25 protein-coding genes, 2 tRNA genes and 1 pseudogene are annotated in these 24,863 nt (G+C 67.7%); 9 read left to right on the top strand and 19 right to left on the bottom strand.

The genetic code is table 11. The features are described 5' to 3' along the window. Positions 1 to 14 precede the first annotated feature (14 nt). Genes rpoB through NDI76_RS02525 form a run of 3 tightly spaced genes read right to left on the bottom strand, consistent with a single transcriptional unit; the run spans position 15 to position 3,646 of the window. On the bottom strand, positions 15 to 1,847 hold the full coding sequence (rpoB, locus tag NDI76_RS02535; protein ID WP_310922439.1) for a DNA-directed RNA polymerase subunit B: 1,833 nt from the start codon (positions 1,845 to 1,847) through the stop codon (positions 15 to 17). Between the two features lie 3 nt (positions 1,848 to 1,850). Further along, a complete protein-coding gene (locus tag NDI76_RS02530; RefSeq protein ID WP_310922438.1) occupies positions 1,851 to 3,422 on the bottom strand; it encodes a DNA-directed RNA polymerase subunit B'' in 1,572 nt (523 codons plus the stop codon). After that, complete coding sequence (locus NDI76_RS02525; protein WP_310922436.1) at positions 3,419 to 3,646, bottom strand: DNA-directed RNA polymerase subunit H; 228 nt, start codon at positions 3,644 to 3,646, stop codon at positions 3,419 to 3,421. Before NDI76_RS02525 ends, NDI76_RS02530 begins: the two co-directional genes overlap by 4 nt. Positions 3,647 to 4,059: 413 nt before the next feature. Here NDI76_RS02525 and NDI76_RS02520 point away from each other — a divergent pair. After that, positions 4,060 to 4,132 (top strand) — tRNA-Asp (locus tag NDI76_RS02520). Between the two features lie 21 nt (positions 4,133 to 4,153). After that, positions 4,154 to 4,226: transfer RNA gene (locus tag NDI76_RS02515), tRNA-Asp, on the top strand. A gap of 61 nt (positions 4,227 to 4,287) precedes the next feature. Here the strand turns inward: NDI76_RS02515 and NDI76_RS02510 are convergent. From NDI76_RS02510 to NDI76_RS02500, 3 genes are read right to left on the bottom strand one after another with little or no spacing between them, the layout of a single operon-like run. Then, positions 4,288 to 4,659, bottom strand: a complete 372-nt coding sequence (locus NDI76_RS02510) for a fluoride efflux transporter FluC (RefSeq protein ID WP_310922435.1) — start codon at positions 4,657 to 4,659, stop codon at positions 4,288 to 4,290. After that, on the bottom strand, positions 4,656 to 4,997 hold the full coding sequence (locus tag NDI76_RS02505; RefSeq protein WP_310922434.1) for a CrcB family protein: 342 nt from the start codon (positions 4,995 to 4,997) through the stop codon (positions 4,656 to 4,658). Before NDI76_RS02505 ends, NDI76_RS02510 begins: the two co-directional genes overlap by 4 nt. 21 nt (positions 4,998 to 5,018) lie before the next feature. Next, on the bottom strand, positions 5,019 to 6,125 hold the full coding sequence (locus tag NDI76_RS02500; RefSeq protein WP_310923852.1) for an ATP-binding protein: 1,107 nt from the start codon (positions 6,123 to 6,125) through the stop codon (positions 5,019 to 5,021). A gap of 75 nt (positions 6,126 to 6,200) precedes the next feature. Here NDI76_RS02500 and NDI76_RS02495 point away from each other — a divergent pair, with 75 nt between their 5' ends. Then, complete coding sequence (locus tag NDI76_RS02495; RefSeq protein ID WP_310922432.1) at positions 6,201 to 6,668, top strand: Ig-like domain-containing protein; 468 nt, start codon at positions 6,201 to 6,203, stop codon at positions 6,666 to 6,668. Positions 6,669 to 6,687: 19 nt separating this feature from the next. Here the strand turns inward: NDI76_RS02495 and NDI76_RS02490 are convergent, their stop codons facing one another. Then, on the bottom strand, positions 6,688 to 7,992 hold the full coding sequence (locus NDI76_RS02490) for a TiaS agmantine-binding domain-containing protein (protein WP_310922431.1): 1,305 nt from the start codon (positions 7,990 to 7,992) through the stop codon (positions 6,688 to 6,690). Positions 7,993 to 8,151: 159 nt separating this feature from the next. Between NDI76_RS02490 and NDI76_RS02485 the strand changes: the two genes are divergently transcribed. Beyond that, positions 8,152 to 9,129, top strand: coding sequence for a transcriptional regulator (locus tag NDI76_RS02485; RefSeq protein ID WP_310922430.1), 978 nt, complete (start codon positions 8,152 to 8,154; stop codon positions 9,127 to 9,129). Between the two features lie 94 nt (positions 9,130 to 9,223). On the opposite strand, the gene NDI76_RS02480 is transcribed toward NDI76_RS02485, so the two are convergent. The 6 genes from NDI76_RS02480 to NDI76_RS02455 all read right to left on the bottom strand — a co-directional run bounded on the left by NDI76_RS02480 (position 9,224) and on the right by NDI76_RS02455 (position 14,895). After that, positions 9,224 to 9,481 carry a glutathione S-transferase N-terminal domain-containing protein gene (locus tag NDI76_RS02480; RefSeq protein WP_310922429.1) on the bottom strand — a complete coding sequence of 86 codons (258 nt, stop codon included), beginning with the start codon at positions 9,479 to 9,481 and terminating at the stop codon, positions 9,224 to 9,226. Between the two features lie 86 nt (positions 9,482 to 9,567). Further along, positions 9,568 to 10,956, bottom strand: coding sequence for an aryl-sulfate sulfotransferase (locus NDI76_RS02475; protein ID WP_310922428.1), 1,389 nt, complete (start codon positions 10,954 to 10,956; stop codon positions 9,568 to 9,570). 84 nt (positions 10,957 to 11,040) lie between these two features. Continuing rightward, positions 11,041 to 12,447, bottom strand: a complete 1,407-nt coding sequence (locus NDI76_RS02470; protein WP_310922427.1) for an NCS2 family permease — start codon at positions 12,445 to 12,447, stop codon at positions 11,041 to 11,043. Positions 12,448 to 12,659: 212 nt separating this feature from the next. Next, entirely contained in the window at positions 12,660 to 13,379 is a 720-nt protein-coding gene (locus tag NDI76_RS02465) for a phosphoribosyltransferase family protein (protein WP_310922426.1), read from the bottom strand. A gap of 170 nt (positions 13,380 to 13,549) precedes the next feature. Then, a complete protein-coding gene (pyrE, locus tag NDI76_RS02460) occupies positions 13,550 to 14,122 on the bottom strand; it encodes an orotate phosphoribosyltransferase (protein ID WP_310922424.1) in 573 nt (190 codons plus the stop codon). Positions 14,123 to 14,352: 230 nt separating this feature from the next. Next, positions 14,353 to 14,895: a CDP-2,3-bis-(O-geranylgeranyl)-sn-glycerol synthase gene (locus tag NDI76_RS02455; protein ID WP_310922422.1), complete on the bottom strand. Its 543-nt coding sequence runs from the start codon at positions 14,893 to 14,895 to the stop codon at positions 14,353 to 14,355. A gap of 127 nt (positions 14,896 to 15,022) precedes the next feature. On the opposite strand from NDI76_RS02455, the pseudogene NDI76_RS02450 reads away from it, so the two are divergent. Beyond that, a pseudogene (locus NDI76_RS02450) lies at positions 15,023 to 15,133 on the top strand (proline dehydrogenase family protein); the annotation flags it as partial. A 59-nt stretch (positions 15,134 to 15,192) separates the two neighbouring features. Beyond that, complete coding sequence (locus tag NDI76_RS02445; protein ID WP_310922421.1) at positions 15,193 to 15,792, top strand: DUF502 domain-containing protein; 600 nt, start codon at positions 15,193 to 15,195, stop codon at positions 15,790 to 15,792. Between the two features lie 105 nt (positions 15,793 to 15,897). Here the strand turns inward: NDI76_RS02445 and NDI76_RS02440 are convergent, their stop codons facing one another. Then, positions 15,898 to 16,827, bottom strand: a complete 930-nt coding sequence (locus tag NDI76_RS02440) for a branched-chain amino acid transaminase (RefSeq protein WP_310922420.1) — start codon at positions 16,825 to 16,827, stop codon at positions 15,898 to 15,900. A 92-nt stretch (positions 16,828 to 16,919) separates the two neighbouring features. On the opposite strand from NDI76_RS02440, the gene NDI76_RS02435 reads away from it, so the two are divergent. Continuing rightward, on the top strand, positions 16,920 to 17,843 hold the full coding sequence (locus NDI76_RS02435; protein WP_310922419.1) for an NAD-dependent epimerase/dehydratase family protein: 924 nt from the start codon (positions 16,920 to 16,922) through the stop codon (positions 17,841 to 17,843). 33 nt (positions 17,844 to 17,876) lie between these two features. On the opposite strand, the gene ribB is transcribed toward NDI76_RS02435, so the two are convergent. Then, complete coding sequence (gene ribB, locus NDI76_RS02430) at positions 17,877 to 18,551, bottom strand: 3,4-dihydroxy-2-butanone-4-phosphate synthase (protein WP_310922418.1); 675 nt, start codon at positions 18,549 to 18,551, stop codon at positions 17,877 to 17,879. Beyond that, complete coding sequence (locus NDI76_RS02425; protein ID WP_310922417.1) at positions 18,551 to 19,258, bottom strand: DUF120 domain-containing protein; 708 nt, start codon at positions 19,256 to 19,258, stop codon at positions 18,551 to 18,553. The genes ribB and NDI76_RS02425 overlap by 1 nt, the downstream gene beginning before the upstream one ends. A 235-nt stretch (positions 19,259 to 19,493) precedes the next feature. Between NDI76_RS02425 and argS the strand changes: the two genes are divergently transcribed. Continuing rightward, positions 19,494 to 21,248, top strand: a complete 1,755-nt coding sequence (argS, locus tag NDI76_RS02420; RefSeq protein ID WP_310922416.1) for an arginine--tRNA ligase — start codon at positions 19,494 to 19,496, stop codon at positions 21,246 to 21,248. Here the strand turns inward: argS and NDI76_RS02415 are convergent. After that, positions 21,240 to 21,389, bottom strand: coding sequence for a hypothetical protein (locus NDI76_RS02415; protein ID WP_310922414.1), 150 nt, complete (start codon positions 21,387 to 21,389; stop codon positions 21,240 to 21,242). The genes argS and NDI76_RS02415 overlap by 9 nt on opposite strands. Positions 21,390 to 21,465: 76 nt before the next feature. Beyond that, on the bottom strand, positions 21,466 to 22,788 hold the full coding sequence (minD, locus tag NDI76_RS02410) for a cell division ATPase MinD (RefSeq protein ID WP_310922413.1): 1,323 nt from the start codon (positions 22,786 to 22,788) through the stop codon (positions 21,466 to 21,468). A 149-nt stretch (positions 22,789 to 22,937) separates the two neighbouring features. On the opposite strand from minD, the gene prf1 reads away from it, so the two are divergent. After that, on the top strand, positions 22,938 to 24,200 hold the full coding sequence (gene prf1 / locus NDI76_RS02405; RefSeq protein ID WP_310922412.1) for a peptide chain release factor aRF-1: 1,263 nt from the start codon (positions 22,938 to 22,940) through the stop codon (positions 24,198 to 24,200). A gap of 24 nt (positions 24,201 to 24,224) precedes the next feature. On the opposite strand, the gene NDI76_RS02400 is transcribed toward prf1, so the two are convergent. Continuing rightward, on the bottom strand, positions 24,225 to 24,608 hold the full coding sequence (locus tag NDI76_RS02400; RefSeq protein ID WP_310922411.1) for a hypothetical protein: 384 nt from the start codon (positions 24,606 to 24,608) through the stop codon (positions 24,225 to 24,227). Positions 24,609 to 24,863: the final 255 nt, after the last annotated feature.

Here is a 24,863-nt window from a genome sequence, read left to right as displayed (position 1 = left end):
ACATTGTTGTGGGGTTAGACTGCGTCCTCGAGGTTCAGGCGCGGTCGGATGCCGAGCGCTATCATCTCGTCCAGCAGTAGCTTGAACGCGTAGCTGATCTCTATCTCGTGGATGTTGTCCTCGTCGCCGGTGACGGGGTCGTAGATGCGGCGCTGGTCGCGGTCCTCGACGGCGACCATCCCGGTGTCTGCGGAGACGTACACCGTCTCCTTGTCGGAGGAGTCGAGCAGGCGCTCCTGTAGAACCATCGCGGCGCCGTGCCCGATGACGGTGTCGCGCTCCATCTCGCCCAGCCGAAGCCCACCCTCGCGGGCGCGACCCTCGGTGGGTTGGCGGGTGAGCACCTGCACCGGCCCGCGGGAGCGGGCGTGCAGTTTGTTGCTCACCATGTGGTACAGCTTGTGGTAGAAGATGATGCCGACGAATATCTCGGCCTCGATCTTCTCGCCGGTGACGCCGGAGTACATGACCTCCTTGCCGGAGGACTCGAATCCGTGGTCTTCGAGCGCACCGCGGAGTTCCTCCTCGTCCTCGCCCTGGAAGGCGGTGCCGTCGACGCGGCGGCCTTCGAGCGCTCCGACCTTCCCGCCGAGCATCTCCAGCACGTGGCCGACCGTCATGCGCGACGGCAGCGCGTGCGGGTTGAGCACCAGGTCGGGGACGACGCCGTCGGCGGTGAAGGGCATGTCCTCCTGCGGCGCGAGGTGGCCGACGACGCCCTTCTGGCCGTGGCGGGAGGCGAACTTGTCGCCGAGTTCGGGGACGCGCTGGTCCCGAACGGAGACCTTCGCAAGCTTGGAGCCGTCCTCGCCCTCCATCAGCGTCACCGTGTCGACGACGCCCGACTCGCCCGAGCGCATCGTGACGGACGTCTCGCGGCGCTTCTGCGGCGAGAGGCCGCCCATGTCGTCCGGCTCTTCGAGGAATCGGGGGGGCGAAGTCTTCCCGAGGAGCACGCTGTTCTCGTCGACGACCGTCTCGGGGTTGACGAGTCCGTCCTCGTCGAGGTGCGTGTACGCGTCCTCACCGCGGGCGCCGCGCACGTCCTGGCTGGGAACCTCGAAGCGGTCCTCCTGTCCGCCGGGGTAGCGGCGCTCCTCGCCCTCGTAGGTCCGGAAGAAGTGCGAGCGGGCCATCGCGCGGTCGACGGAGCCTTTGTTCATGACGAGGGCGTCCTCGATGTTGAACCCCTCGTAGCTCATCACCGCGACGGTGAAGTTCTGTGCCGCGGGCCGCTCGTCGAACCCGATCTGTTCGGTCGTCTGCGTCTTCACCATCGAGAGCTGCGGGTAGTGCAGCAGGTGCTGACGCGTGTCCGGACGGATGCGGTAGTTCGCCGACGGCAGCCCGAGCGACTGCTTCATCATCCCCGCGCCCATGGTGATGCGCGGGCTGGCGTTGTGTTCGGGGTACGGGATCATCCCGGCGCCGATACCGAAGATGAGTTGCGGGTCGATTTCGAGGTGCGTGTGCTCGTCGTTGAGGTCCGTCTCGTCGACGGCGACGTAGATGTCCTCTTCCTCCTCGGCGTCGATGAACTCGACGTAGCCGCGTTCGACGAGGTCCTCGAACGACACCTCGTCGTTCTTGACCGCCTCTATCTCCTCGTCGGTGAGGAGCGGTTCCCCGTCCTCGACGACGATGAGGGGACGCCGGGCGCGGCCGGCGTCGGCGTTGATGATGACCTCGCGGGTGCGCCCCTTCACGGAGACGTTCACCATCTCGCTCACGTCGCCGCGGCGGCGGGCTTCTCGAATCTGGTTTGCGAGCTGTTCGGGGTCGGGGTGCGTCCCGACCAGGCTTCCGTTGACGTACACCTTCGCTTCGCGTTGCTGTGTCTGAGCCATGTATTAGTCGTCCGCGGGCGTGTTCGTGGGGTTCGGTCCCTCGATGCCGGGGATGCCCTCGACCCCCATCGACGCCAGTTCCCGTTTGAGTCCCTGTTCGTCCTCGATGTTCTGCGAGAGCTCCATCGCCTGCGCGAAGTTCTTCACGAGCCCGCAGTTCGGTCCCTCCGGCGTTTCGGAGGGGCAGATGCGACCCCACTGGGTCGCGTGCAGGTCGCGGGCCTCGAAGTGCGGCTGGCTCCGCGAGAGCGGACTGCGGAGGCGGCGCAGGTGAGAGAGAACTCCCATGTAGTCGGTCCGGTCGACCAACTGCGAGACGCCCGAGCGACCGCCCACCCAGTTGCCCGTGGCGATGGGGTGTTCGAGGCGCTCGGTCAGCACGTCGGAGCGGACGACGGTGTTGACCGTCAGCTGACGGTTCCGCATGTTCGCGCGTTCGAGCTGATACTTCACGTCACGCGCCAGCTTGTTCAGCGCCGTCCGAAACAGGTCCTTCATCAGGTCGCCCGACACCTTGAGGCGCTTGTTGGCGTAGTGGTCCTTGTCGTCCGAATCGCGGCGCTGGAGGGCGAGTTCGAAGCACGCCTCGGCCATGCGGCAGAGGTAGAACGCCTTGTTGATGCGCACGTCCTCCTCCTCGACGCCGTCCTCGTGGAGGTGCGGCAGGAGGTAGCGGTCGATGACGTAGTTCGCCCGCTTGAGCTGGTAGTTCTTGCCCTGTCCGCTGGCGACGCGCTTTCCGAGCGTCTCGATGGCCTCGGCCTCGGTCTGCACCTCGGCCTCCTCCAAGTTCTCCAGCATGAACTTGACAATCTCCGGGTCGTCGCTGACCCGGTGGACGATCTCCTCGTCGGATTCGAGTCCGAGGGCGCGGACGAGCGTGACGAACTCGACGCTGCCCGAGACGGAGGGGAACGACACTTCGAGGATGCCCTCGCGGTTCCGTTCGCAGAGGACGAGCGCGCGGTAGCCCCGGCGCTGCGAGAACGTCTTCGCCACCTGAATCTCGTCGCCGTACTTCGTGTCGTACTCGGCGAGAATCTTGTTGGGCGCGAGGTCCTCGGACGTCATCAGCACCCGCTCGGAGCCGTTGACGATGAAGTAGCCGCCGGGGTCGACGGGGTCCTCGCCGATTTCGACGAGTTCCTCGTCGGTGAGGTTGCTGATGTTACACTTCGAGGAGCCGACCATGATGGGCATCCGACCCACCTTCGTCTCCGTCGTGTCGACGACGACTTCCTCTTCCTCCTCGCCGCCGCGGACGATGGACATCTCCATGAACACCGGCGCGGCGTAGGTGATGTTGCGGAGGCGCGCCTCCTGCGGGAACAGGAGTTCCTCGCTCCCGTCGGCCTCGCGGACGCGCGGCGTCTCGACGCGGATGTCCCCGAGTTCGACGAAGACGGGTTCCTCGCCCTCCTTGTCGCCGATGTCCGTGTCGATGGTCTCCTTCTCGGTCACGACTTCCTGCATGCCGCGTTCGAGGAAGTTGTTGAACGACCGGAAGTGGTGCTCTGCGAGGCGTTCCTGCGAGAAGTACTGTCGCGATACCGCGCGTCGGTCCTGTCGATTCATTCGATCACCAGTCGGTATGTGACTGCTTTGTCCGTGGTCCGGGAGTCGCGGACGATCTTCACCACGTCACCCGTCTCCACGCCGTCGGGCGCCGCCGGGTCGGTCCGCTTTATTTTCGGAAGGTCCGTACGCTTCACGTCGTACTCTTCCAGCACCTCCTCGACCTCCTCCTCCTCGAGGAGTGTGTGCTCTGGAACGAGTTTGTGTTGGCTTACGTCTACCATGTATGGGTGGGGGAAGAAGTTCTCACGAGATACTACAGGCTCGTTCGGGAGGCATCCATTTAACCCTTGTCAACTGGGTTCGAGAAGCGTCGCTCTTCGCCACGAGCAGTCCCGTCGCCCCGTTTCCGCCCGCGTGCGGGGCCGACCGCGTCCATCGACGGTCGGCGCGTGAAGTGTTCGCGGGCGGCGCGACGGCACTCGCGTTGCACCCGACAACGCAAGAAGCCGATAAATGCCTTCCGGCGACCGCGACACTCACCGCCGCGAGAACCGGAACCGGAGCGGAGAGACCGGGCGCGCGACCGTCCCACCGCCGTCCGGCGAACAGTACCGCGTCACGCGGTAGGGGCTACCACGCGGAGCGTATATGATAAGTCTTAATTAGTGAACGGGGCAACGAAAGAGTAGAGCAGGCCCGGATGGTGTAGTGGCCCATCATACGACCCTGTCACGGTCGTGACGCGGGTTCAAATCCCGCTCCGGGCGCTGATTGCTCTAAGTACGCCTGCCCGGATGGTGTAGTGGCCCATCATACGACCCTGTCACGGTCGTGACGCGGGTTCAAATCCCGCTCCGGGCGTTCTCCCGACTCTACTTCCTCAGCGAGGCGTTTTATCGCCGAGCGTCAGCATCTCGACCGACTACACGAGTCCCACCAGCGCACCGCCGAGAGCGACGCCGAGGAGGGCGGCGAGGAGCGTCCCCGCCGCGTAGCCGGCGGCCGCCCGCCGATTCCCGTCGCCGGCGTCCTCGACGACGGTCACCGCGAACGAGGAGAACGTGGTGAACGCGCCGCAAAAGCCCGTTCCGAACACCGTCTCGGCCGCCGTCGGGAGGGACGACGCGACGAGAGCCCCGAGGGCGGCGCTCCCGAGGACGTTCACCGCGAGGGTGCTCCGACGGCCGTCCGAGAGGCCGACGTCGACGGCGTACCGTGAGAGGGCACCGAGCGTACCGCCGAGACCGACGAGAACCGGGGTCGGGAGCGCGGCGAGGTGCGAGAGCGCCGTCACCGGAGCCGCCCTCCCGCCGAGAGGCCGGCGACGGCCGCGGCGAAGCCGAGCACGTAGGTGACGCCGACGTTCGCCAGCCCCCACGCCGGCCCGAGCGACGCCGTCTGCACGGCGAACGTGCTGTAGGTCGTGAACGAGGAGAGCAGTCCCGTACCGAGGAGGACGCGCACTCGCGGACGGCGGACGGCGGCGAGCAGAACGCCGAGCAGGAAGCTCCCGAGGACGTTCGCCGCCAGCGTCCCGCCGACGCCCGGTAGCGAGGCGTCGACACCGTATCTCAGTGCCGCGCCGACGAACCCGCCGGCGGCGACGAGGAGGGGGTCTCCCCTGTTCGCCATCGATTATCGGTCGCCGTCGGACTACTCGGCGGTTTCGGTTGCGGCCGCGTCGGTCGCCGGGTCGGCGCGTTCGACCTCGCTTGCCCGCGGACTATCCCCGCCGTGCGGCGTGTCTCGCTCGCGGATACGAACGTCGTACGCCGCTTCCGCCGCGTCGTCGACGACGAGCGCTTCCCCCGGCCGGGTCGGCATCCGCGCCTCGACGCCGGCGCGGAGGTACGTGGGTTCGGCGGCGGTCAGCGCCCGCACGTCCGGCCCGGCGGTGAGCCGGTGGACGACTCTGAGGTCCGACTGCGAGAGGGCCACCTCGGGGAGCGCACTCGGTCGCTGCGTCGCCGCGACGAGGGAGACGCCCGGCGCGCGCCCGCGAGTCAGTATCGCGCGGAGAGCAGGCGCGGCGAGACCGTCGAAGAAGACGTGTGCCTCGTCGAGGAAGAGCCACGGCAAGCGAGCGGCCGACCCGCGGAGGCGGGCGTCGTACAGCGCTCGTCCGACGGCGTGGACGACGGCGTTCGCCGGCGCGGGGTCGAGACCGGAGCAGTCCAGCACGGTCGCCTCGGCCCCGCAGAGGGCCGCGGCGTCCAGTCCCTCGGGGTCGAACACGCCCCACGACGACGCTCGCCGGAGTCGGTTTCGCGCCGCGCGGGCCGTCTCCGGAGCGACGCGCGAGGACTCGGCGGGGACCGCGGCGAACGCGCGCATCTCCGCCAGCGTCTCGGAGTCGCTCGCGGCGCGCCACACCAGCGACCCGACCGGCGAGTCGGGGGCCGAACCCACGAGCGCGGGCCACTCCGACGGCGGGACCGCGTCCGCGCGGACGGTCGGGGACCGGACGACCCGCGCGTCGAAGTCGTCGCCCTCGGCGAGGCCGTCGAAGACGCCCATCGGGTCGACGACGACGGGCGCGAGACCCGAGGCGCGCGCCGCCCCTTCCGCGAGGACGCCGAGCGTGTACGACTTGCCGTAGCCCCGTTTGCCGACCACGAGGGCGGCGTGCGGGCGGTCGAGGTCGACTGCGACGGGCGCGCCGTCGCTGCCGTCGCGGGCGCGGTGGCGGCCGAGACGGGCGAGGGGACCGCGCCCGCATTCGTCCGCTCCGTCGCGCCGGCCGAGTACGTCGGGGTTCACGCGGTCGTCTGGTCCTCCCCTCACGTTTGAACCCTCGCACGGAGGTTTATCTACCGAGAGGGGACCAGCCACCCCGTGTTCGACGAATCTCTCCCCGCGGAACTCCGGCGGTTCGCGGCCGACGACCGCGCCATCGAGGGCCTGCCTATCCGACTGGTCGTCGCCCTCGTCGTCGGCGTGGCGACGATGAGCGTGATGCTGAACATGCTGTCGGGCGTGCAGGGCCTCGCGGTGACCGAGTTGGACGTGAAACCGTCGCCCGACGTTGTGACGCCGGGAGAACGGGAGCTATCGCTCCTCGTCGTCGACGCCGACGGCGACCCCGTCGAGGGGGCGACGGTAGTCGTGACCGACGGGACGGCGGACGTCGAGGGCGTCCCGAACGCGAAGAGCGGCGCGGACGGGACGGCGACGGTCACCGTCTCGGCGTCGCTCCGGCCGAATCAGGAGGACGGAACGATAGCGGTCGACGTGAAACCGCCCGCGGGCAGCCAGTTCGTCGACCGCCGGAGCAACACGGAGATACTGGTGATCGAGGAGTAGCCGCGACGGCTGATTCCGGTCAACGCTCCGGGTGGACGGGGGCGTCGAAGCCGCCGCGAACGAGCGGTTTGGCGACGTGCCGGCGGGCGCACGGCGGTACCTCGTACCACCCGCGTTCGAGTTCGCGGTCGACCTCGACGTCGACCCGGCCGGGCGCGGACGTCCCGCAGTCGCGGCACCGGTAGCCCTGGTTCCGACCGGCGCTCTCCATCGTCCGGTCGCAGTCGGGGCAGACGGGCGTCCGCGACTCGGTGCGGTTCAGCGACCGGACGGCGAACTTCTCCAGTTTCAGCGTTCCCTCCGACAACTCGCCGCAGACCGTCAGTTCGTCGCCCGGTCGGAGGGCGCGCACCCGGTCGCGGAACCGCTTCGTCGGTTCGAAGGCGGCGCAAGCGACGGTCGCTCCGGCCGCGTCGGCGGCATCGGCGTCGGCCGCCGAGTCGCCGGCACCGAGTTCGAAGAAGACGTGACCGCCGCGCCGCGTCTCCGGGTCCGAGGTGACGACGCCACCGACGCGGTACGCGCCGCCGTCGGCGAGCGACCCGAGTTCCCCGTCGCGGAGGTGAGCGTCCGTTCCCTGATTGGTGAGGAAGGTCGACCGGCGCTCGACGGGTTCGGAGTCGACGGCGGCCGACAGCGACCGCACCGCGCCGGGGTCGTCGCCGCGGATGCCGTACAGGATGGGACCGGGGGCGTTCGGAACGCAGACGGCCTGCCCCTCGACGGTGTCGACGGTGTCCCACGCGTCCGGGTAGTGCGCCTCGGCGGCGGCGAACACCGAGTCGAGGTTCACGTCTCGGGGCGTCCCGCAGCGGTCGAACTCCCGGTAGGCGATGTGCTCGTACGTCCACTCGTCGAGGGCGGCCCACGCACCGACGGCCGCGAGAGCGCCGATGCGGCCGCGGCCGCCCTCCCACCCGCGATGGCGGTAACCCGATTCTTCGGCGAGTTCGACCGCCTCGTCGGTATCGACGAACGACCGAATCGCGCGCCGAGTGAACGCCGAGACGGCGTTCGGGACGGCCGAGGGGTCGCCGGGGGCGACGACGACGCCCGGACTGGTCCGCGGGTCGGCCGTCTCGGCGAGGGGTTCCAACTCCCCGACGGCGAGTTCGAGCGTCTCGTCGGGCGGGAGGTCGGTGTGGAGGGCGAGGGCGGCGTTCCCCCGCGTCTTGTGTTCGACAGCGGGGTTGAGGCGGACGAGGAGACGGCGCTCAACCGTCCCGCCGGCCGCCTCGATGGCCTCGGCCGCGAGCGTCGCGAGGTACGTCGTACACATCCCACGCTCGCGCGAGTCGGTGTCGTCGAGGCCGAGGACCGTCATGGGCGTCGGTAGCGCCTCGGCGGAGTAACCCCTTTCGAGTCGTTATCGCGCCAGCGAGGTTCTATATAACTATGTCGGTGGTTACGGAGCGTAATCGGCGGACGGGGCGCGGAAAGAGTGGCACAACAGCTATATGTCTCAAATCGCTTATCTCCCGGTATGTCTCGGTCAGCTCTGGTTGGAAACATCACAGCGATGCTGGAGGACGCGGGGTTCGCCGTCAGCGACCGTTGTGCCATCCGGCCCAAGAGCTTCGACCTCGCCGCCCGCCGCGGCGACGATTTGGTGCTTCTGAAGGTGCTCGGCAACATCGACGCGTTCGACGGCGAGACGGGCGCCGAGATGCGTCGCCTCGGGAGTTACCTCTCGGCGACGCCGATGGTCATCGGCCTACGGACCCGCGACGAGGACCTGAAGCCGGAGGTGGTGTACTTCCGTCACGGCGTGCCGGTGATGAATCCCGACACCGCGATGGACCTGTTCCTCGAAGGGATGCCGCCGCTCATCTACGCCGCGCCCGGGGGTCTCTACGTCAACCTCGACGGCGACCTGCTGGCGGACGAACGGGAGCGACGCGGGTGGAGTCTCGGCCGACTGGCGACGGAACTCGGCGTCTCGCGCCGGACCGTCTCGAAGTACGAGGACGGCATGAACGCCAGCATCGAGGTGGCCATCCACCTCGAAGAGATGTTCGACCAGCCGTTCTCCAGTCCCGTCTCCGTGCTCGACGGCGCCGAGGAAGTCCGCAGCGCCGAACCGACGCCGGAGGACCCCGACGCCGACCCGGACGACGAGCACGTCGTCCACATCCTCACGCGGGCGGGCTTCACCGTCCACCCGACCGCCCGCGCGCCGTTCAAGGCCGTCAGCGAGGACGACGACCGGCGCTCCGACCAGATTCCCATGCTCACCGGCCACTCCTCGTTCACCCCCAGCGCGGAGAAGCGCGCCCGCATCATGTCCTCGCTCGGCGAGGTCACCCGGACGCGGTCGGTGTACTTCACCAAAGAGCAGTCCAAGCGCGACGCCGTCGAGGGGACGGCGCTCGTCAGTTGCGACGAACTCGCCTCCATCGACGACCCCGACGCGATTCGCGACCTCATCCGCGAACGCGCCGAGGAACCGAGCGAAGCCTGAGACTCCCTCGGGCCGGTCGGAGCCGTCGCTGCGAAGTCGAATCACGGTCGGAAAAAATCGAAATTCGACAACCGAGAGAGCGGAGTCCGGGCCGTTAGCTCGCCGCGTCGCCGTACGTCTCGTCGAGGTACTCGACGATGTCGTCGCTCTCGGCCATCCCCTCGACGCCGTGCTCCTCGTCGACGAGGACGGGGACGCCGGTCTGTCCGCTCACTTCCTCGACTTCGGTTCGCTCGCCGTGCGACCGCGGGACCATGACGGAGTCGTACTCCAGGTCGAGGTCGGCGAGTTTGTCCTTCACCTTCGCGCAGTAGGGGCAGCCTTCCAGTTCGTACAGCGTGAGATTCGCCATCAGCGTTCGGTACGGGTCGGCCGATAAAGAGTCCGGTGGTGGCGTGCGCCCCGAGCGCACAGCGCGGGTCGAGGAAGGTCGGGGGGTCAGCGTCCGCGGACGCTCCGGGCGGCGCCGACGATGCGGTGACGGCCGAGGACCAGTTCGGTCGCCCCCCAGAAGAGGACGACGGCGGCGGCGGCGATGGCCCACACGAAATCCCACCCGGACATCCACACCGGGCGGAGCCACGGGGTCACGTGCGCCCACCGCGTGGCGAACTCGTTCATCGGCGCTTCGAGCGCCGTCCCGGAGAACGTCGCGCGAATCTGCGAGGCGAACCCGGTTCCGTCGCCGGCCCCGGCGGTGAGGTTCGCGCTGCCGGTGATGGCGTAGGTGCCGCTGGCGTTCATGTCGCGGATGGTCGGTCCCGACGACTCGTCGCCGTGGGCGACCCGTTCGGCGTCGTACGGTCCCCACGTCGCGTAGTACTCCCAGACGACTTCGCCCGTCGGCGTCACTTCGATGACGCGGTGGTTCAGCGTGTCGACGATGAGCGTGTTCCCGTTCGGCAGGCGGTCGGCGTCGCGTGGCCAGTTCAGCGTGTCCGCCCCGACGGTCCACGTCCGGACCCACTCACCATCTTCGTAGGCGTACTCGACGACGCGGTTGTTCCCGCTGTCGGCGACGAGAATCGTCGGCGTCCCGTTCTCGCTGAGTATCCAGTCGGGGTTGTGCTGTTCGTTCATCACCGAATGGTTCCCGTCGCTCCCGAGGCGTCGAGTGATCTCCTTCGTCTCCATGTCGACGACGATCGCCTGGTCGAAGTTTCGCGGCGAGAGGAGCAGTTTCCCGTCGCCGATGGGGTCGACGTCGTTGACGTGCGTCCAGTCTTTGTTGTAGCCGCCGTCGGTGTTCGCCGGGTAGTGGTTCTTGAAGTACCACTCCCACGTCACCTCTCCAGTCGTGCGGTTGTAGACGAATATCCGGTCGTCGCTGACCTGCGCCGACTCGTTCCACTCGCGCATGTTGGCGACGACTATCTCGTCTTCGCTCAGCATGTCGACGTCGTGCGTATCCGTGATGTTGAACGTCTTCTCCCAGACGCGTTCCTGCGTCTCGGGGTTCAACTCGTAGACGACGGTCTTGCCGCTCCGCGGCGAGGAGACGAGCAGGTTACCGTTGTCCATCGGGTCGACGTCGAAGAACCACGCCCCCGAACCGACCTCGTCGTTGTGGACCCACTGGGTCTGCCCGCGTTCGCCGACCGAGATGAGGCGCGCGGGCTTCTTCCGGTTGGTGTTGCCTTGGAAGGTGTACCCCTGCACGCTGACGATAGTCGACCCGTTGGCCGGACTCGTCACCGTTCCCCGCGTGAGCGTGCGCTCCTCGCTGGGGTCGTAGGTGAGCGCCGATACCGCCGAGGGAGTCAACAGCGCGACCACGAGGACGAACGCCACGATTCGCACCGCCGTCGACCGGGAGGGCGTATCCATCGTTCGAGTGGAACGGGGAGGGGAACGAATCTCTTGCGGTCTGCGGCGGCGACCGGGAAGACTGGTCGGAGGCGGCGCGACGCCTCAGACCTGCGATTGGATGATGCCGCTCGTGCGGACGAAGAAGTAGACGACGAACGCGGCCGCGAGCACCCAGTGGCCGGGGCGCACCTCGTCGTACTCGCCGGCCGCGACCTTGACGACGGGATAGGAGACGATGCCCGCCGCGATGCCGTAGGCGATGGAGTAGGTGAACGGCATGACGAGGATGGTCATCCCCGCGGGGATGGTGTTCGTGATGTTGCTCCAGTCGATGTCGACGACGTTGCCGAGCATCACGACGCCGATGACGACGAGGGCGATGTGGGAGGCGTACTGCGGAATCGCGGCCGCGAGAGGGACGAACGCGAGCGAGACGAGAAAGAGCACGGAGACGACGAGCGCCGTCAGACCCGTCCGACCGCCCTCCTCGACGCCGGCGGCGGACTCGATGTACGTCGTCACCGTCGAGGTGCCGAGCATTCCGCCGACGGTGGTGCCGATGGCGTCGGCCATCAGCGGCTTGTCGATGTCCGGGAGGTTGCCGTCCGCGTCGAGGAAGCCCCCGGCCTGCCCGACGCCGACGAGCGTCCCGGCGGTGTCGAAGAAGTCGACGAAGAAGAACGTGAAGACGATGAGCGCGAAGGAGAACGCCTCGACGCTGCCGAGACCGGCGACGAACGCGCCCGCGAGGGGCGTGATGTCGTAGGTGGTCGTCGTCGACCCCGCGACGAGGCCCGCGTCGGGCGAGACGACGCCGAACGTCGTCAGAAGCCATCCGACGAGCGACGTGCCGAGGATGCCGACGAGGATGGACCCCGGGACGCCCCGAGCGTAGAGGACGAACGTGAGGAACAGACCGAGAACCGAGAGGATGGCGACGGGGTCGGCGGCGACGGCGCCGAGGGTGACGAGCGTCGCCGTGTCGTCGACGACGATGCCCATCGCCTGCAGACCGATGATGGCGAGGAAGAGTCCGATACCGGTGCCGACGGCGAACTTCACCGGTTCGGGGAACAGTCGGATGACGTACTCGCGGGCGCCGACGGCGGTGAGGAGGATGAAGACGATTCCCTCCACGACGACGGCGGCCAGCGCCGTCTGCCACGGCACGCCGAGGGCGCCGACGACGGTGAACGCGAAGAACGCGTTCAGTCCGAGACCGGGCGCCTGTCCGAACGGTCGGTTGGCGTAGACGGCCATCACGAACGTGGCGACGGCAGCGGCGAGGAGGGTGACCACGGCTATCATCGACTCGACCTGTCCCGGCGAGTAGCCCGCGATGGCGATACCGGGTTTGACGTCGGGGATGGCCGTCAGGATGTCCGGGTTGACGACGACGATGTACGACATCGTCAGGAACGTCGTCACGCCCGCGACGAGTTCGGTCCGAACGGACGACCCGTGTTCTTGTACGTCGAAGTACTCGTCCAGCGTTTCAGTGAGCCCCATAATTCACGCTTGTGCATAATCACGAATCCGAGCATAAGCGTTACCATCTCGGAGGCGTATTCTATCCACTAACGTGCTTAAGTGTTGGGAGTATGACGGTCTCAGCCGCCGAAGGTATGCACGTTCGAGCACAAAACAGTCATCAAAGGACCGAGAGAACGGAGACGCGCCGCGCCGCACGCCCCGCACGGGCCGCGGGCGGCCCGCCTCCGTCACTCCGCGTCGAACGTGGTGAGGGCGCCGACGGGCGCGTCGGTTATCTCGGCGGCGCGGTCGATGCCTTCGGTGCCGACGGAGATGAGCGCGAACACGCCCGTGACGTTCGCCTCCGACTGCAGGGCGATGTCGAGGAGGAGTTCCTGCGTCTCGCCCGACCGGATGAGGTCGTCGACGATGAGGACGCTCTCGCCGGAGGAGAGGGCCCGCGCGGGCAGGTAGTACGTCAGTTCGATACCGGAGGCGAGTCGCTGGCGGGACTCGACGAACTCCTCGACGGCCGTCTCCTTCGACTTCTTGGCGTAGGCGACGCGGGCGTCGAAGTAACTGGCCATCGCGGCCCCCAGCGTGATGCCGTCGGTGGCGGCGGTGAGGACCACGTCCGGGCGTTCGAAGCCGAGGGTGTTCGCCGCGACGGGCGCGACGAGGTCCAAGAACGACTGGTCGAAGACGACGCCGGAGTTGTCGACGTACCCCTCGTCGTCGAACTCGACGCGACTCTCCAACTCCGCGGCGAGAGCGTCGCGGCCGACGCCCTGCACGACGTCGCGGGCGCGTTCGACGCCCGGGAGGACGTGGCCGTTGACGTAGCGGTTGAGGTCGCCGGCCGGGAGTCCGGTGAGGTCGGCGAGTTCGTCGTACGTTCGGGTCTCCTTGAGCACCCGGAGGACGGCGACGGCCTGCAGTTGGAGGGCCGCTTTCTCCGCTCTGTTCATACCCTGTTGCTCGCGCTTGCACAAGTATGAATACGTCGATACGGTTCGGACGGAGGATTCAGCACGGACGTGCCGATTCGGAGGGGAGAGGCGGCGGAAGACGGCAGCAGGAAATGAGTACGGCTACGCGCGGAACGCGTGCGGAGTCGGCGGCCCGTCGGCCGGCGGTATCACTCGTCCGTCGCGGCGCCCGCATCGGCGTCCGCGTCGACGTCGCCCCCGGCGTCGGCCAACAGGTCTTCGGCGGTGACGAGGGCGTCGAGTTCCACGTCGGCCTCGGCGAGGCGTTCGCGGCCGCCCTCGTTCCTGTCGACGACGACCAGTACCCGATTCACGACGGCGCCGGCCTCCCGCAGGGCCTCGACGGCGTCGAGGGCGCTCGTACCCGTGGTGGCGATGTCCTCGAGGACGACGACTTCCTCGCCCTCCTCCAGTCGCCCCTCGATGCGGTTGGCCGTGCCGTACTCCTTGGCTTCCTTGCGGGCGATGACGTACGGCGTGTCCGTCTCGGCGGCCGTGACGGCCACGAGGGGGACGGCGCCGAGGGCGACGCCCGCCAATTTCTCGACGCCGTCGAGTTTTTTCGCGAAGGCCTCGGCGATGAGGCGGAGACAGTGGGGGTCGGTCTCGAACAGGTACTTGTCGACGTAGTAGTTCGAGGTGCCGCCGTGGGACAACTCGAACTCGCCGAACCGCACGGCGTCCGCCGCGCGCAGGGCCTCGATGAGTTCGTCGTTCGCCATCTCGTTTCGAGAGGTCCCTCGGAGGCGCTTAAACGGGTTGGTTCCGGGTTGAGTGGGGACGGTGCGGAGGCGGAGCGGAAGCGGTGCGGAGCGGAGGCGGAGCGGAGAGAACACCGAGTCGTACCGCGAGGCTCCGCCTCGCGGAACGTTTTTGGTCCAGCTTTTTGCGATGAGGGTTCCCGCAGCGAGCCGAAGGCTCGCGAGGAAACCCGAATCTGCAAAAAGGTGGGTTAATAGGGCTCGTTCTTCAGCCCCAGATAGTACGCCCCCACGTTCGTCCCCACGTGGAGGACGGGCGTGACGACGAGGACGACGGCGAGGACGGGGAGCGTGAACGTCCCCGCGAACCACTCGAAGTCCAGGAGGGCGGCGAGGGCGAGGGCGCCGACGACGAAGTCGAGTTGGTCGAGGCCGGGGAACGCCGCGCCGCGTTCGCGCCCCGACCGGCGCTTGAGAAAGGAGGCGCCGACGTCGCCGAGCATCGCGCCGAGGGCGAGGCCGAACGCGCCGAGCACCGAGAATCGGGGCAGCGAGACGCCGAGGGCGGCGCCGAGTGGGCCGGCGACGGCGTTGCAGACGAACGCGAGGGCGAACCCCACCAGCGTCCCCACCGCCGTTCCGCGCCACGTCTTGCCGTCCCCGAGGACGCGCCGGCCGCCCCACGTCCGCCCGCCGTCGATGGGCCGGCCCCCGCCGGCGAGGACCGCGGCGTTGTTCGGCACGTACGCCGGAAGCATCGCCCAGAACGCGCCGACGACGAGTTCGATGACCATACCCCGGCGTCGAAGCGGGGGACAAAAATCTCGGCGATTCCGGAGCGCGGTCGAGGGGTCCCGTCGGACGAACGAAAATTCTGATTATCGGACCCCCCTACGTCGGTGTGTGATTCCTCCAAGGACGGTGTGGCAGTACGCGCCGTACGGCGACAAGTGGCTGTCGTACTTCTCCCGGCGGGTTCGGGAGCGAAAGGAGAACCTCCTGTTCGCACTTCGGGCGGTCGCCGGCGTCTGAAACCGACCGCCGCGGACAGAAGCCCTCTTAAGTCTCCGTGGTCACCTACTCACCGATAAATGTCCTCGTGGAGACGCGACTTCGCAAGCGGTCTGGTCGTACTCGTCCCTATCCTCGTCATCCTGTACGTCCTCGGCATCCTCTACAGCAACATCTCCGGGCTCCCTCTCATCAAGGAACTGGAGGCCCCGTTCGGATTCTTCGTCGCCATCTTCGTCTTCGTGATGCTCGTGTTCTCGGTGGGCTACCTGATGCGGACGACGGCCGGACGCCTGTTCGAGTCGGCCATCGACGGGACGATGAACCGCGTTCCGCTCGTTCGGGTGCTGTACAACGCGTCGAAACTCGCCGTGGAGACGGCGCTGACGGGGACCGAGGACCTCCAAAAGCCCGTCAGACTGGAGGTGTGGCCGGGGATTCGGATGACGGGCTTCAAGACGGGGAAGACGACGCCGGACGGGCGCGAGGTAATTTTCATGCCGACGGCACCGAACATCACCACCGGGTTCGTGATGGAAGTCGACCCCGATGACCTGACTGAGACCGACGAGAAGGTCGAAGAGGCGCTGACGCGCATCCTCTCGGCCGGATTCGCCGAGGACGAGTCCACCGCGGCCATCGACATCGACGTCGACGACGAACGCGAGCGAACGCGGTAGTCGGGAGCCGTCGACGCGAGCGGAGACGGAAGGACGGAGAGACGCGGGAAATCGGATACAGAAGCGCGGGGAAGCGGACGGTGTGATGGGGGCGCTACAGGGGTTCTACAGGTAGGTGAACCACTCGTCGTGGTCGTCGGTGCGACGTTCCACGAGGTCGAAGAACGCCTGCTGGAGTTCCTCGGTGACGGGGCCGCGGGAGCCGTTCCCGATGACGACGTTGTCCACCTTGCGGATGGGCGTGACCTCCGCGGCGCTGCCGGTGAAGAACAGTTCGTCGGCGGTGTTGAGTTCGCCGCGACTGATAGAGGCGGTGTCCTGCACCTCGTAACCGCGTTCGCGGGCGAGTTCGATGACGGTGTTGCGGGTGATGCCGTCGAGGATGGACTCGCTCAGACCGGGCGTGTAGATGGTCTCGTCGCGGACGAGGAAGATGTTCTCGCCGGGGCCCTCCGCGACGTCGCCCTCCTTGTTGAGGACGATGGCTTCGGCGTAGCCGTTGCGGCGGGCCTCCTCTCCGGCGAGCATCGAGTTCACGTACAGCCCCGTCGTCTTCGCGTTCGTCGGGATTTGGCTGGAGGCGTGCTTGCGCCAGGAGGACACCATCACCTCGATGCCGTTCTCCAGGGCGTCCTCGCCGAGGTAGGCGCCCCACGGCCACGCCGCGATGGCGACTTGCGTCGGGCAGTCGCCGGGCGAGACGCCGAGGGTGTCGTAGCCGTAGAAGGCGATGGGGCGGATGTAGGCGGCTTCGAGGTCCTGCCGTTCGAGGAGGCCCAGCATCGCCTCGGTGAGTTCCTCGCGGTTGAAGGGAATCTCCATGTCGTACGGTTTCGTGGAGTCGTAGAACCGGTCGAGGTGTTCCTCCCAGCGGAAGACGGCGGGACCCTTCTCGGTGTCGTAGCAGCGGACGCCCTCGAAGACGCCCGTCCCGTAGTGGAGTCCGTGGGTGAGCACGTGAATCTGGGCGTCGTCCCAGTCCACGAACTCGCCGTCCATCCAGATGGTGTCGACGTCCATCTCGTCAAATCCCATATCTCGTGGTTTTCACGGCACATCATAAAACAGTAGGCGACGCGGAACGGCCCGCTGGCTTTTTTTCGTCGGTACGCGTCGGATGCGAACGAATGTCAGAGTCCGACGGGAACACGGCGGTGACGGAGGAACGTTCGGGGACACCAGAGACGGTGGTCGTGACAGGGGGGACCGGGCGCATCGGCCCGACGGTCGTCCGGACCCTCCACGAGGCGGGGTACCGCGTCGTCAACGTCTCGCGGTCGGGCGGCGACACCGAGGCGGACGCGGACCTGCGGGCGGACATGGTCGACGCCGGCGAGACGTACGGCGCGTTTGCCACCGCCGACGCCGACGCCGTCGTCCACCTCGGGATGCTCTCGACGCCCGACCACGACCCCGGACACGTCGTCTTCGAGAGCAACGTGATGAGCACGTACAACGTCCTTCAGGCGGCCGAGGCGCTCGACGTGGACACCGTCGTCCTCGCCTCCAGTCTCTCCGCGTTCGGCGCCTCCTTCGAACCCGAACCCATCCGCGTGTCGGACCTCCCTCTAGACGAGGCTCACCCGGTGACGCCGTCGAACCCCTACGGGATGGGCAAGCACGTCCTCGAAGTCACCGCCGACGGGTTCGCCCTCCGAGCAGACGGCCCGCGGACCATCTCCTCGCTGCGCTTCCCGTGGATGCCGACCGACGAGCAGATGCGCGAGACGTTCGCGCGGGCCGAGCGGACGCCGGCGGCGCTCCGCGAGGCGGGACACTTCGAGACGGCGCGCAACACGCTGTTCTCCTACCTCGCGCGGTCGGACGCCGCCGAACTCGTCCGGTCGGCGGTCGAGGCGGAGTTCGAGGGGCACGAGCGCTTCTTCGCCGCGGCGGCGGATACGAGCATGGACGTGCCGACCGCGGAACTGGTCGACGAACTGTACCCGGGCGTCGAACCGGGAAAATCGTTCGAGGGGCACGAGGCGCTCATCTCGACGGAGAAGGCCGAGCGAATGCTCGGATGGGAACCCGAGAAGAGTTGGCGGTGAGCGGCGGCGGGTGATGGGACCGGGCGGGCCGCCTCAGGCGAACCGCTCGACGATGGACTCGCCCTCGACGTAGACGAGGTCGCTCCGGCGCGCGTAGTCGCGGGCGGCGGCGGGCGACAGCGCCGCGCCCGATTCGTCGTCCAGCATCTCGCAGACGACGACGGCCGCCGGGAGGTCGGCGGCGTCGGCGAGAACCAGACCGAGTTCGGTGTGTCCCTTTCGGTCCGCGAGGAGATTCGGCGCGCCGCGAAGGAGGTTGACGTGGCCGGGCGAGCGGAAGTCGGCGGCGAAGTCGGCGGCGCCGTAGCCGCCCGCGAGGGCCGCCTCGGCCGCGCCGCTGAGTTCCGAGATGGTGAGCGCGCGGTCCTCGTCGGTGATGCCGGTGAACGTGTCGCGGTGGTTGACGGGCAGGGAAAAGGACGAGCGGTCGTCGTACGCCAAGTCGTGGTCGGCCGCCGTCGGGTGGTCGATGACGCCGTCGAGGAACGGGAGGTCGACCGCCTCCGCGACGTCGTGCGAGAGGGCGACGCAGACGAGGCCGCCGGCGTCGTTGCGGAGTCGGGCAACGTCCGCGGGGCCGACGGCACCCGCCGGGTAGACGATGTCCGTTTCGCCCTCCCGGTCGTCGAAGTCGTGGACGAGGACCGGTTCGCCCGCGCGGAACGCCGCGAGGGCGCGGGAGACGGCGTCGTCGGTTCGCTGCGCCATCACGCCGCCTCCACGACGACAGTCACGTCGTCGCCGTCTTCGAGACCGAGTTCGTCTCTGAGCTTGTTCGGCGCGATTATCTCCGCCTTCGACTCGTCGTGGTGGGTTCGCTCGGGGACGATGATGTGCGCGGGGGCGAACGACTCCTCCCCGTACTCGACCGTCGCGACGTAGCACGTCGCCGGGCCGAACGTCCGGTCGTCGTCCTCCCAGCCGTCGATGCCGACGGCGTCGAGAGAGGCCATTGCGGCGCGGCGGCGGACGCTCTCCTCGTCGAGTTCGACGTTGAGCGTGCCGGCGAACGGTTCGTAGCCCAGTCGCTCCTCGAACTGCTCCATGTAGCCGGGCAGGGAGATGTAGTGGCGGCCCTCGCCCATCCCGCTGGTGACGGTGCCGCCGAGTTCGACCGTGTCGGCGTCGCCGTCGTCGAAGATGCGGCGGTAGTCGGCGTACTCGCGGCGGAGGGCGGCCTCGCCCTCCTCGGTGAGCGAGACCCACTGGCCGTCAGAGCCCACGTCGCGGTCGAGGAAGCCGGCTTCGTCGAGACGCTGGAGTCGGCGGGAGGCGGTCTGCGTCGACGCGTCGAGGCGGTCGGCGAGACCCGAACACGAGACTTTCGCGGGGCCGGCGCGGCCCCCTTCGAGCGCGACGAACTTCAGCGCGGCCAGTTCGTCGTACCCGACGGCGGTCAGAACCGATTCGGACATTACCCGTAGTTGGCGGCACGACCCGATAAGTGTACCGAATGTGAGAAGCGTATCAGAAGTGAGACGGCGGGCGGGACGGCCGTCGGACGGTCGGATCAGATTCGGGTCGCTCGCGGCGTAAGTGCGTCGGTCGCGGCACCCGTCGGCCGCGTCCGCGACGAGGCCGTCGCGAAGCCGCGAAGCCGGCCGACGGCGTTCGGAAAGGCCTTTAGCCGCACCTCCTGAACGGTGGGATATGTTCAGAGAACTCCGCTCGGAGGTCGAGGACGCGGTGGAGACCGCGCTCTCTTCGCTCGGCCTGCCGACCGACGACCTCGGCGTCGAAACGCCTCCGGAGGACGTACCGGCGGTGCTCGCCTCCAGCGTCGCCTTCCGATTGGCCGGCGAGGTGGGCGCGCCGCCGCCGAAGGTGGCCGTCGACATCGCCGAAGAGATAGACGCGACGCCGTACGACTACGTCGAATCGGCCGAACCGCAGGGTCCCTACGTCAACTTCTTCGTGAGCGATGCCTACTACGCCGAGACGGCCGCCGCCGGTCGCGACGCCGAGTACGGCCGTCTGCCGGACACCGGCAAAGACGTGGTGGTCGAGCACACCTCCGCGAATCCGACGGGACCGGTCCACGTCGGCCGCGCCCGCAACCCTATCCTCGGCGACGCCATCGCCCGTCTCCTCGATTTCGCCGGCAACGACGTCGAGCGGCACTACTACGTCAACGACGCCGGTCGGCAGGTCGCGGTGTTCACGTGGGCCTACGAGACGTTCGACGACGCCGACCTTCCGGACCCCGAGCGCGACCGCTCGGACTACGACCTCGTGCGCTACTACCGCCGGGGGAACGCCTACCTCGAAGACGCCGACGAGGAGGACGTCGCCGAAGCGGAGGCGAAGATAGCCGAAATCATGCAGGGGCTCGAAGCGGGCGACGAAGCGACGTACGAACGCGTCGCCGTGGTCGTCGACCAAGTGCTCGGCGGGATGCGGACCTCGCTCGAACGCCTCCCGGCGGAGTTCGACGAGTTCGTGAAAGAGACGAGTTTTATCCGGGGCGGCGAGGCCGACGACGTGGTCAGTCGCCTGAAGGACTCCGAGTACGCCGTCTACGAGGAGGACGCCTGGCAACTCGACCTCTCGTCGTTCGGCTTCGAGAAGAACCTCGTCTTTCTTCGGTCCGACGGAACGACGCTGTACACGACGCGCGACCTGGCGCACCACGAGTGGAAGTTCGAGAACTACGACGAGGCCGTGACGGTGCTCGGAGAGGACCACAAACTACAGGCCGAGCAGTTGGACGCCGCCCTCGAAATCCTGGGCAACGACACGAGCGACCTGCGGCAGACGTTCTACTCGTGGGTCAACCTCCCCGAGGGCGGGATGTCCACACGGGAGGGAACGGGCGTCGACCTCGACGACCTCCTGGACGAGTCGGTCGCCCGCGCACGCGAGGAGGTCGAAGAGCGCCTCGACTCCCGCATCCGCGACGACGACCTGAGCGAAGCGGACATCGACCGCATCGCCCGGCAGGTCGGCATCGGCGCCGTCCGCTACGACATCGTCTCGAAACAGCCGACGAAGGGAATCACGTTCGAGTGGGAGCGAGCGCTGGACTTCGAGGCGCAGTCGGCGCCGTACGTCCAGTACGTTCACGCGCGCTGCTGCGGCATCCTGAACGAGGCCGAGTCGGCGGGCATCGAGGCGGAGACGGACGTCTCCCTGCTCGAAACCGACGCGGAACGGGACCTCCTCCGCGTAATCGCCCGCTTCCCGGCGGTGATCGAAGAGGCTGCAGAAGACTTAGAACCGCACGCGGTCGCGACGTACGTCCGCGAATTCGCCGAGACGTTCAATCGGTTCTACCGCGAGTGTTCGGTTCTCAACGCCGAGGACGACGACGTCGCCGCCGCCCGCCTCGGTCTCGTCGAGGCGTCGCAGCACACGGTGGCGAACGCGCTCTCCGTGCTCGGAATCGAGGCGCCCGACTCAATGTAGGCCGAGGAGCGGGAGGAGCACGCCCGGACTCGAAATCAGCGACCCGCCGACGGCGACGACGATTGCTGCACCCGCGCCGAGCGCCAGAACGACGAACAGGAGAATCCACCAGAACGGGACGTTCGTACTCGTATCTGCCATACCGTCGAATCCTCACAGACGAGTAAAAGAACTTCTTGTTTCGCGTTGGTGGGGCTGACGGCGTCCGCGCCGGTACTCACCCGAGGAAGCGACCGAACAGTCCCTTCTTCTCCTTCTTCTCGTCGTCCTCGTCCTCGTCGGTCAGCGAGGTGGTGTAGACGCCCTCCTCGCCGTCCGCCTCGGCCGCGTCGCCGTCGCCCCCGCTCTCGGCGCCGCCGGTACCGGCACCCGCATCAGCGTCGACATCGGCGTCGGCGTCGGGGTCGGGGGCCTCCCCGGCGACGTTCGCGTCGGCGTCGTCCGCGTCGGCGCCGAGAACATCGTCGTCCGCGGCCACGTTCGCTTCGCTCGTCTCTTCTCTGTCCTCCGTCGAGTCGCCGTTCGCGTCGTCGGTGTCGATGGCGTCCGTCCCGCCCTCCTCGACCATCTCGTCGGGGTCCGCCGTCTCGATGAGGGGGTCGTCGTCCGCGGCCGCGTCGCCGTCGTCGTCGGCGTCCTCCCGGGTCGGAGTCGCCCCCCCGCTCACGTCCACCGCGACGAGCGGTTCCTCCTCGGATGACGCGTCGGGCGCGTCGTCGCCGTCCGTTTCGTCTGTTTTGTCCGTCGCGTCCGTGTCGTCCGCTTCGCCCGCCTCATCCGCCTCGTCCGCGCCGCGCGTTCGGACCGACTCCCCCGTCAGGTCGGCCGCCAGGGCGCGGTAGGCCGCCGCGGCGGAACTGCCGGGCGCGTACGTCGTGAGCGGTTCGCCCGCGTCGCCGGCGTCCCGAACCACGTCCGAACGCGGAATCGAAGAGAGCACCGTCGTCTTCAACGTCTCCCCGACCGCGGCGTTCTGCGGGCTATCCGGTTCGGCGCGGGTGATGACCGCGCCCGCGACGTGGATGCCGAGGCGCTCTGCGACCTGCCGCGTCTTCTCGGTGTCGCCGAGAGCGTCCCGACCGGTGGTCGAGACGAGCAGCGCCTCGTCGACGTACGTGAGGGGGACGACGGTGTCGTTGCTGAGTCCGGCGCCCGTGTCGAGCAGCACGTAGTCGTACTGCGCTCTCAGGGCGTCGAGTACGCCACGCAGGCCCTCGGGGTCCGCGCGGGCGAACGCGTCAAGGTCCGGCGACCCCGGAATCACGGTCATCCCGTGCGGTCCCTCGCGTGTCGCGTCCGCGAGGTCGGCCTCGCCCGCGAGCACGTCGTGGAGCGTCGCTCCCCCGGAGTCGACGCCCAGCGACCCGGCGAGGTTCGCCATCCCGAGGTCGCCGTCGACGACGGCCACGTCCGCCCCCGAGGCGGCTAAGGCCGCCGCGAGGTTGGTCGTCGTCGTGGTCTTCCCCACGCCCCCCTTCGCACTGACGACTGCGTACACCCGTCCCATATCTAATCGTTCGGACTCTCCCACGTCGAGCATATAAAGGTATTCCGGGATACCGACGGATTCGACCCGTCGGCCGCGGCGTACTTCCCTTTGATGGGTGTTCTCAGCCTCCGGTCGGTCCGCCACCACACGCGGATTGCGGTAGTTTAACCGTCTCCGTCGTCTTGTTCTAGGCAACAACCATGTCGGACACGGATACGCAAAGCGGGGCCGAGGAGAACTCCGACAGGAGGAAGTACGAGTTCCGAAAGGTCATCGAGGAACTCGACGACTACGAGGGGTCGGGCACGCAACTCGTCACCATCTACATCCCGGACGACAAGCAGATTTCCGACGTGGTGGCGCACGTCACCCAGGAGCACTCGGAGGCGTCCAACATCAAGTCCAAGCAGACGCGGACGAACGTGCAGGACGCGCTCACCTCCATCAAGGACCGCCTGCGCTACTACGACACGTTCCCGCCGGACAACGGCATCGTCATCTTCTCCGGCGCAGTGAACTCCGGCGGCGGCCAGACGGAGATGGTCACCCGGGTGCTCGACAGTCCGCCCGAACCCATCCAGTCGTTCCGTTACCACTGCGATTCGAACTTCCTGACGCAACCGTTGGAGGACATGCTGACCGACAAGGGGCTGTTCGGCCTCGTCGTCCTCGACCGCCGCGAGGCGAACGTCGGGTGGCTGAAGGGCAAGCGCGTCGAGGCGGTCAAGTCCGCGTCGTCGCTCGTCCCCGGCAAGCAGCGCAAAGGTGGTCAGTCCGCCCAGCGGTTCGCCCGCCTGCGACTGGAGGCCATCGACAACTTCTACCAAGAGGTCGCCGGGATGGCCGACGACCTGTTCGTCCCCGAGCGTCACAATATGGACGGCATCCTCGTCGGCGGTCCGTCGCCGACGAAAGACGAGTTCCTCGACGGCGGCTACTTCCACCACGAACTCCAGGACCTCGTCGTCGGTAAGTTCGACGTCTCCTACACGGACGAGTCGGGGCTGAACGACCTAGTCGACGCCGCCCAGGAGGTGCTGGCCGACCAGGAGGTGATGAAGGACAAATCCCAGATGGAGGAGTTCTTCGAGAAACTCCACACCGGCGAGGAGGCCACTTACGGCTTCGGTCCCACCCGGAAGAACCTCATCATGGGGTCGGTCGACCGACTGCTGCTGTCGGAGGACCTCCGCTCGGACGTGGTCGTCTACGAGTGCCCCAACGGGCACGAGGAGTACGAGGTAGTGGACCGACGCCACGGCGACCCCGGCCACCAGTGCACCGAGTGCGGCGAGGAAGCCGAGAAGACCGACCGCGACGACGTCATCGAGCACCTGATGGGAATCGCCGAGCAGCGCGGAACGGAGACCAAGTTCATCTCGACGGACTTCGAGAAGGGCGAACAGTTGTACGACGCCTTCGGCGGCGTCGCCGGCATCCTGCGGTACTCGACGGGCGTCTAAAGCGGTAGAGAACCCGAGCGCCGCTCAGTTCCCGGACCGTGCGTCGAGGTCGAACGCCTCCTCGAACCGACGTCTGACCTCTCGCACCGTCTCCGCGTCGGTCGACGACTCGCTCCCGTGCTCCGAGAGCGCCTCGACCGCCTCTTCGGCCTCTATGCGGGAGAGTTGCACCTCGTGTTCGTCTGTACCGCTGCCGTCGAGAAACGACGCGAACTCCTCGCCGATGTCGCCGGTGAGACCCGTCTCCTCCCGTTTGAAGTCGAACTCGCGCTGGAGGAACTCCTCGACGTTCATCGCGCGCCGTTCGTCGCGTCCCGTCTGTCGCGTCCGATACGACGAGAGCGCGTTGACGACCTCTCTGGCCTCGCTCTTCGACAGTTCGACCGTCGCGGTGTCTGAGTCGTCCATGGTACCGACCAACGAGGTAGTTCGGCCGCGACCCGAAAACCTCCTTCGGCCGAACGGCGGAAATCGCCGGGCTTCCGTCGCTTCGTCGGCACGCCGGGCGCCCGCCGCGCGCGTTTCGGGTACGCGTGAACTCCCTGCGGCCGCAGACGCGAACGCGACCCGTCACGGTCGACAGACGCTCTACCGTCCGAGTTCGGTTGTTACTGCGGTAGTAAATCACCGAGTACTCCCTCGAAACTCACGAGCTACATAAAT

Source organism: Halogeometricum sp. S1BR25-6 (assembly GCF_031624495.1).
GTDB lineage: Archaea > Halobacteriota > Halobacteria > Halobacteriales > Haloferacaceae > Halogeometricum > Halogeometricum salsisoli.
The sequence above is the reverse complement of the archived record's forward strand: the minus strand, read 5'-3'. Positions and strand labels throughout refer to the sequence as shown.

Excerpts from the sequence above, each read along its gene's own strand:
- rpoB (WP_310922439.1), bottom strand. The coding sequence starts at position 1,847 with ATGGCTCAGACACAGCAACGCGAAGCGAAGGTGTACGTCAACGGAAGC.
- NDI76_RS02530 (WP_310922438.1), bottom strand. The coding sequence starts at position 3,422 with ATGAATCGACAGGACCGACGCGCGGTATCGCGACAGTACTTCTCGCAG.
- NDI76_RS02525 (WP_310922436.1), bottom strand. The coding sequence starts at position 3,646 with ATGGTAGACGTAAGCCAACACAAACTCGTTCCAGAGCACACACTCCTC.
- NDI76_RS02505 (WP_310922434.1), bottom strand. The coding sequence starts at position 4,997 with ATGGCGAACAGGGGAGACCCCCTCCTCGTCGCCGCCGGCGGGTTCGTC.
- NDI76_RS02490 (WP_310922431.1), bottom strand. The coding sequence starts at position 7,992 with ATGACGGTCCTCGGCCTCGACGACACCGACTCGCGCGAGCGTGGGATG.
- NDI76_RS02485 (WP_310922430.1), top strand. The coding sequence starts at position 8,152 with ATGTCTCGGTCAGCTCTGGTTGGAAACATCACAGCGATGCTGGAGGAC.
- NDI76_RS02480 (WP_310922429.1), bottom strand. The coding sequence starts at position 9,481 with ATGGCGAATCTCACGCTGTACGAACTGGAAGGCTGCCCCTACTGCGCG.
- NDI76_RS02475 (WP_310922428.1), bottom strand. The coding sequence starts at position 10,956 with ATGGATACGCCCTCCCGGTCGACGGCGGTGCGAATCGTGGCGTTCGTC.
- NDI76_RS02470 (WP_310922427.1), bottom strand. The coding sequence starts at position 12,447 with ATGGGGCTCACTGAAACGCTGGACGAGTACTTCGACGTACAAGAACAC.
- NDI76_RS02465 (WP_310922426.1), bottom strand. The coding sequence starts at position 13,379 with ATGAACAGAGCGGAGAAAGCGGCCCTCCAACTGCAGGCCGTCGCCGTC.
- pyrE (WP_310922424.1), bottom strand. The coding sequence starts at position 14,122 with ATGGCGAACGACGAACTCATCGAGGCCCTGCGCGCGGCGGACGCCGTG.
- NDI76_RS02455 (WP_310922422.1), bottom strand. The coding sequence starts at position 14,895 with ATGGTCATCGAACTCGTCGTCGGCGCGTTCTGGGCGATGCTTCCGGCG.
- NDI76_RS02445 (WP_310922421.1), top strand. The coding sequence starts at position 15,193 with ATGTCCTCGTGGAGACGCGACTTCGCAAGCGGTCTGGTCGTACTCGTC.
- NDI76_RS02440 (WP_310922420.1), bottom strand. The coding sequence starts at position 16,827 with ATGGGATTTGACGAGATGGACGTCGACACCATCTGGATGGACGGCGAG.
- NDI76_RS02435 (WP_310922419.1), top strand. The coding sequence starts at position 16,920 with ATGTCAGAGTCCGACGGGAACACGGCGGTGACGGAGGAACGTTCGGGG.
- ribB (WP_310922418.1), bottom strand. The coding sequence starts at position 18,551 with ATGGCGCAGCGAACCGACGACGCCGTCTCCCGCGCCCTCGCGGCGTTC.
- NDI76_RS02425 (WP_310922417.1), bottom strand. The coding sequence starts at position 19,258 with ATGTCCGAATCGGTTCTGACCGCCGTCGGGTACGACGAACTGGCCGCG.
- argS (WP_310922416.1), top strand. The coding sequence starts at position 19,494 with ATGTTCAGAGAACTCCGCTCGGAGGTCGAGGACGCGGTGGAGACCGCG.
- NDI76_RS02415 (WP_310922414.1), bottom strand. The coding sequence starts at position 21,389 with ATGGCAGATACGAGTACGAACGTCCCGTTCTGGTGGATTCTCCTGTTC.
- minD (WP_310922413.1), bottom strand. The coding sequence starts at position 22,788 with ATGCTCGACGTGGGAGAGTCCGAACGATTAGATATGGGACGGGTGTAC.
- prf1 (WP_310922412.1), top strand. The coding sequence starts at position 22,938 with ATGTCGGACACGGATACGCAAAGCGGGGCCGAGGAGAACTCCGACAGG.
- NDI76_RS02400 (WP_310922411.1), bottom strand. The coding sequence starts at position 24,608 with ATGGACGACTCAGACACCGCGACGGTCGAACTGTCGAAGAGCGAGGCC.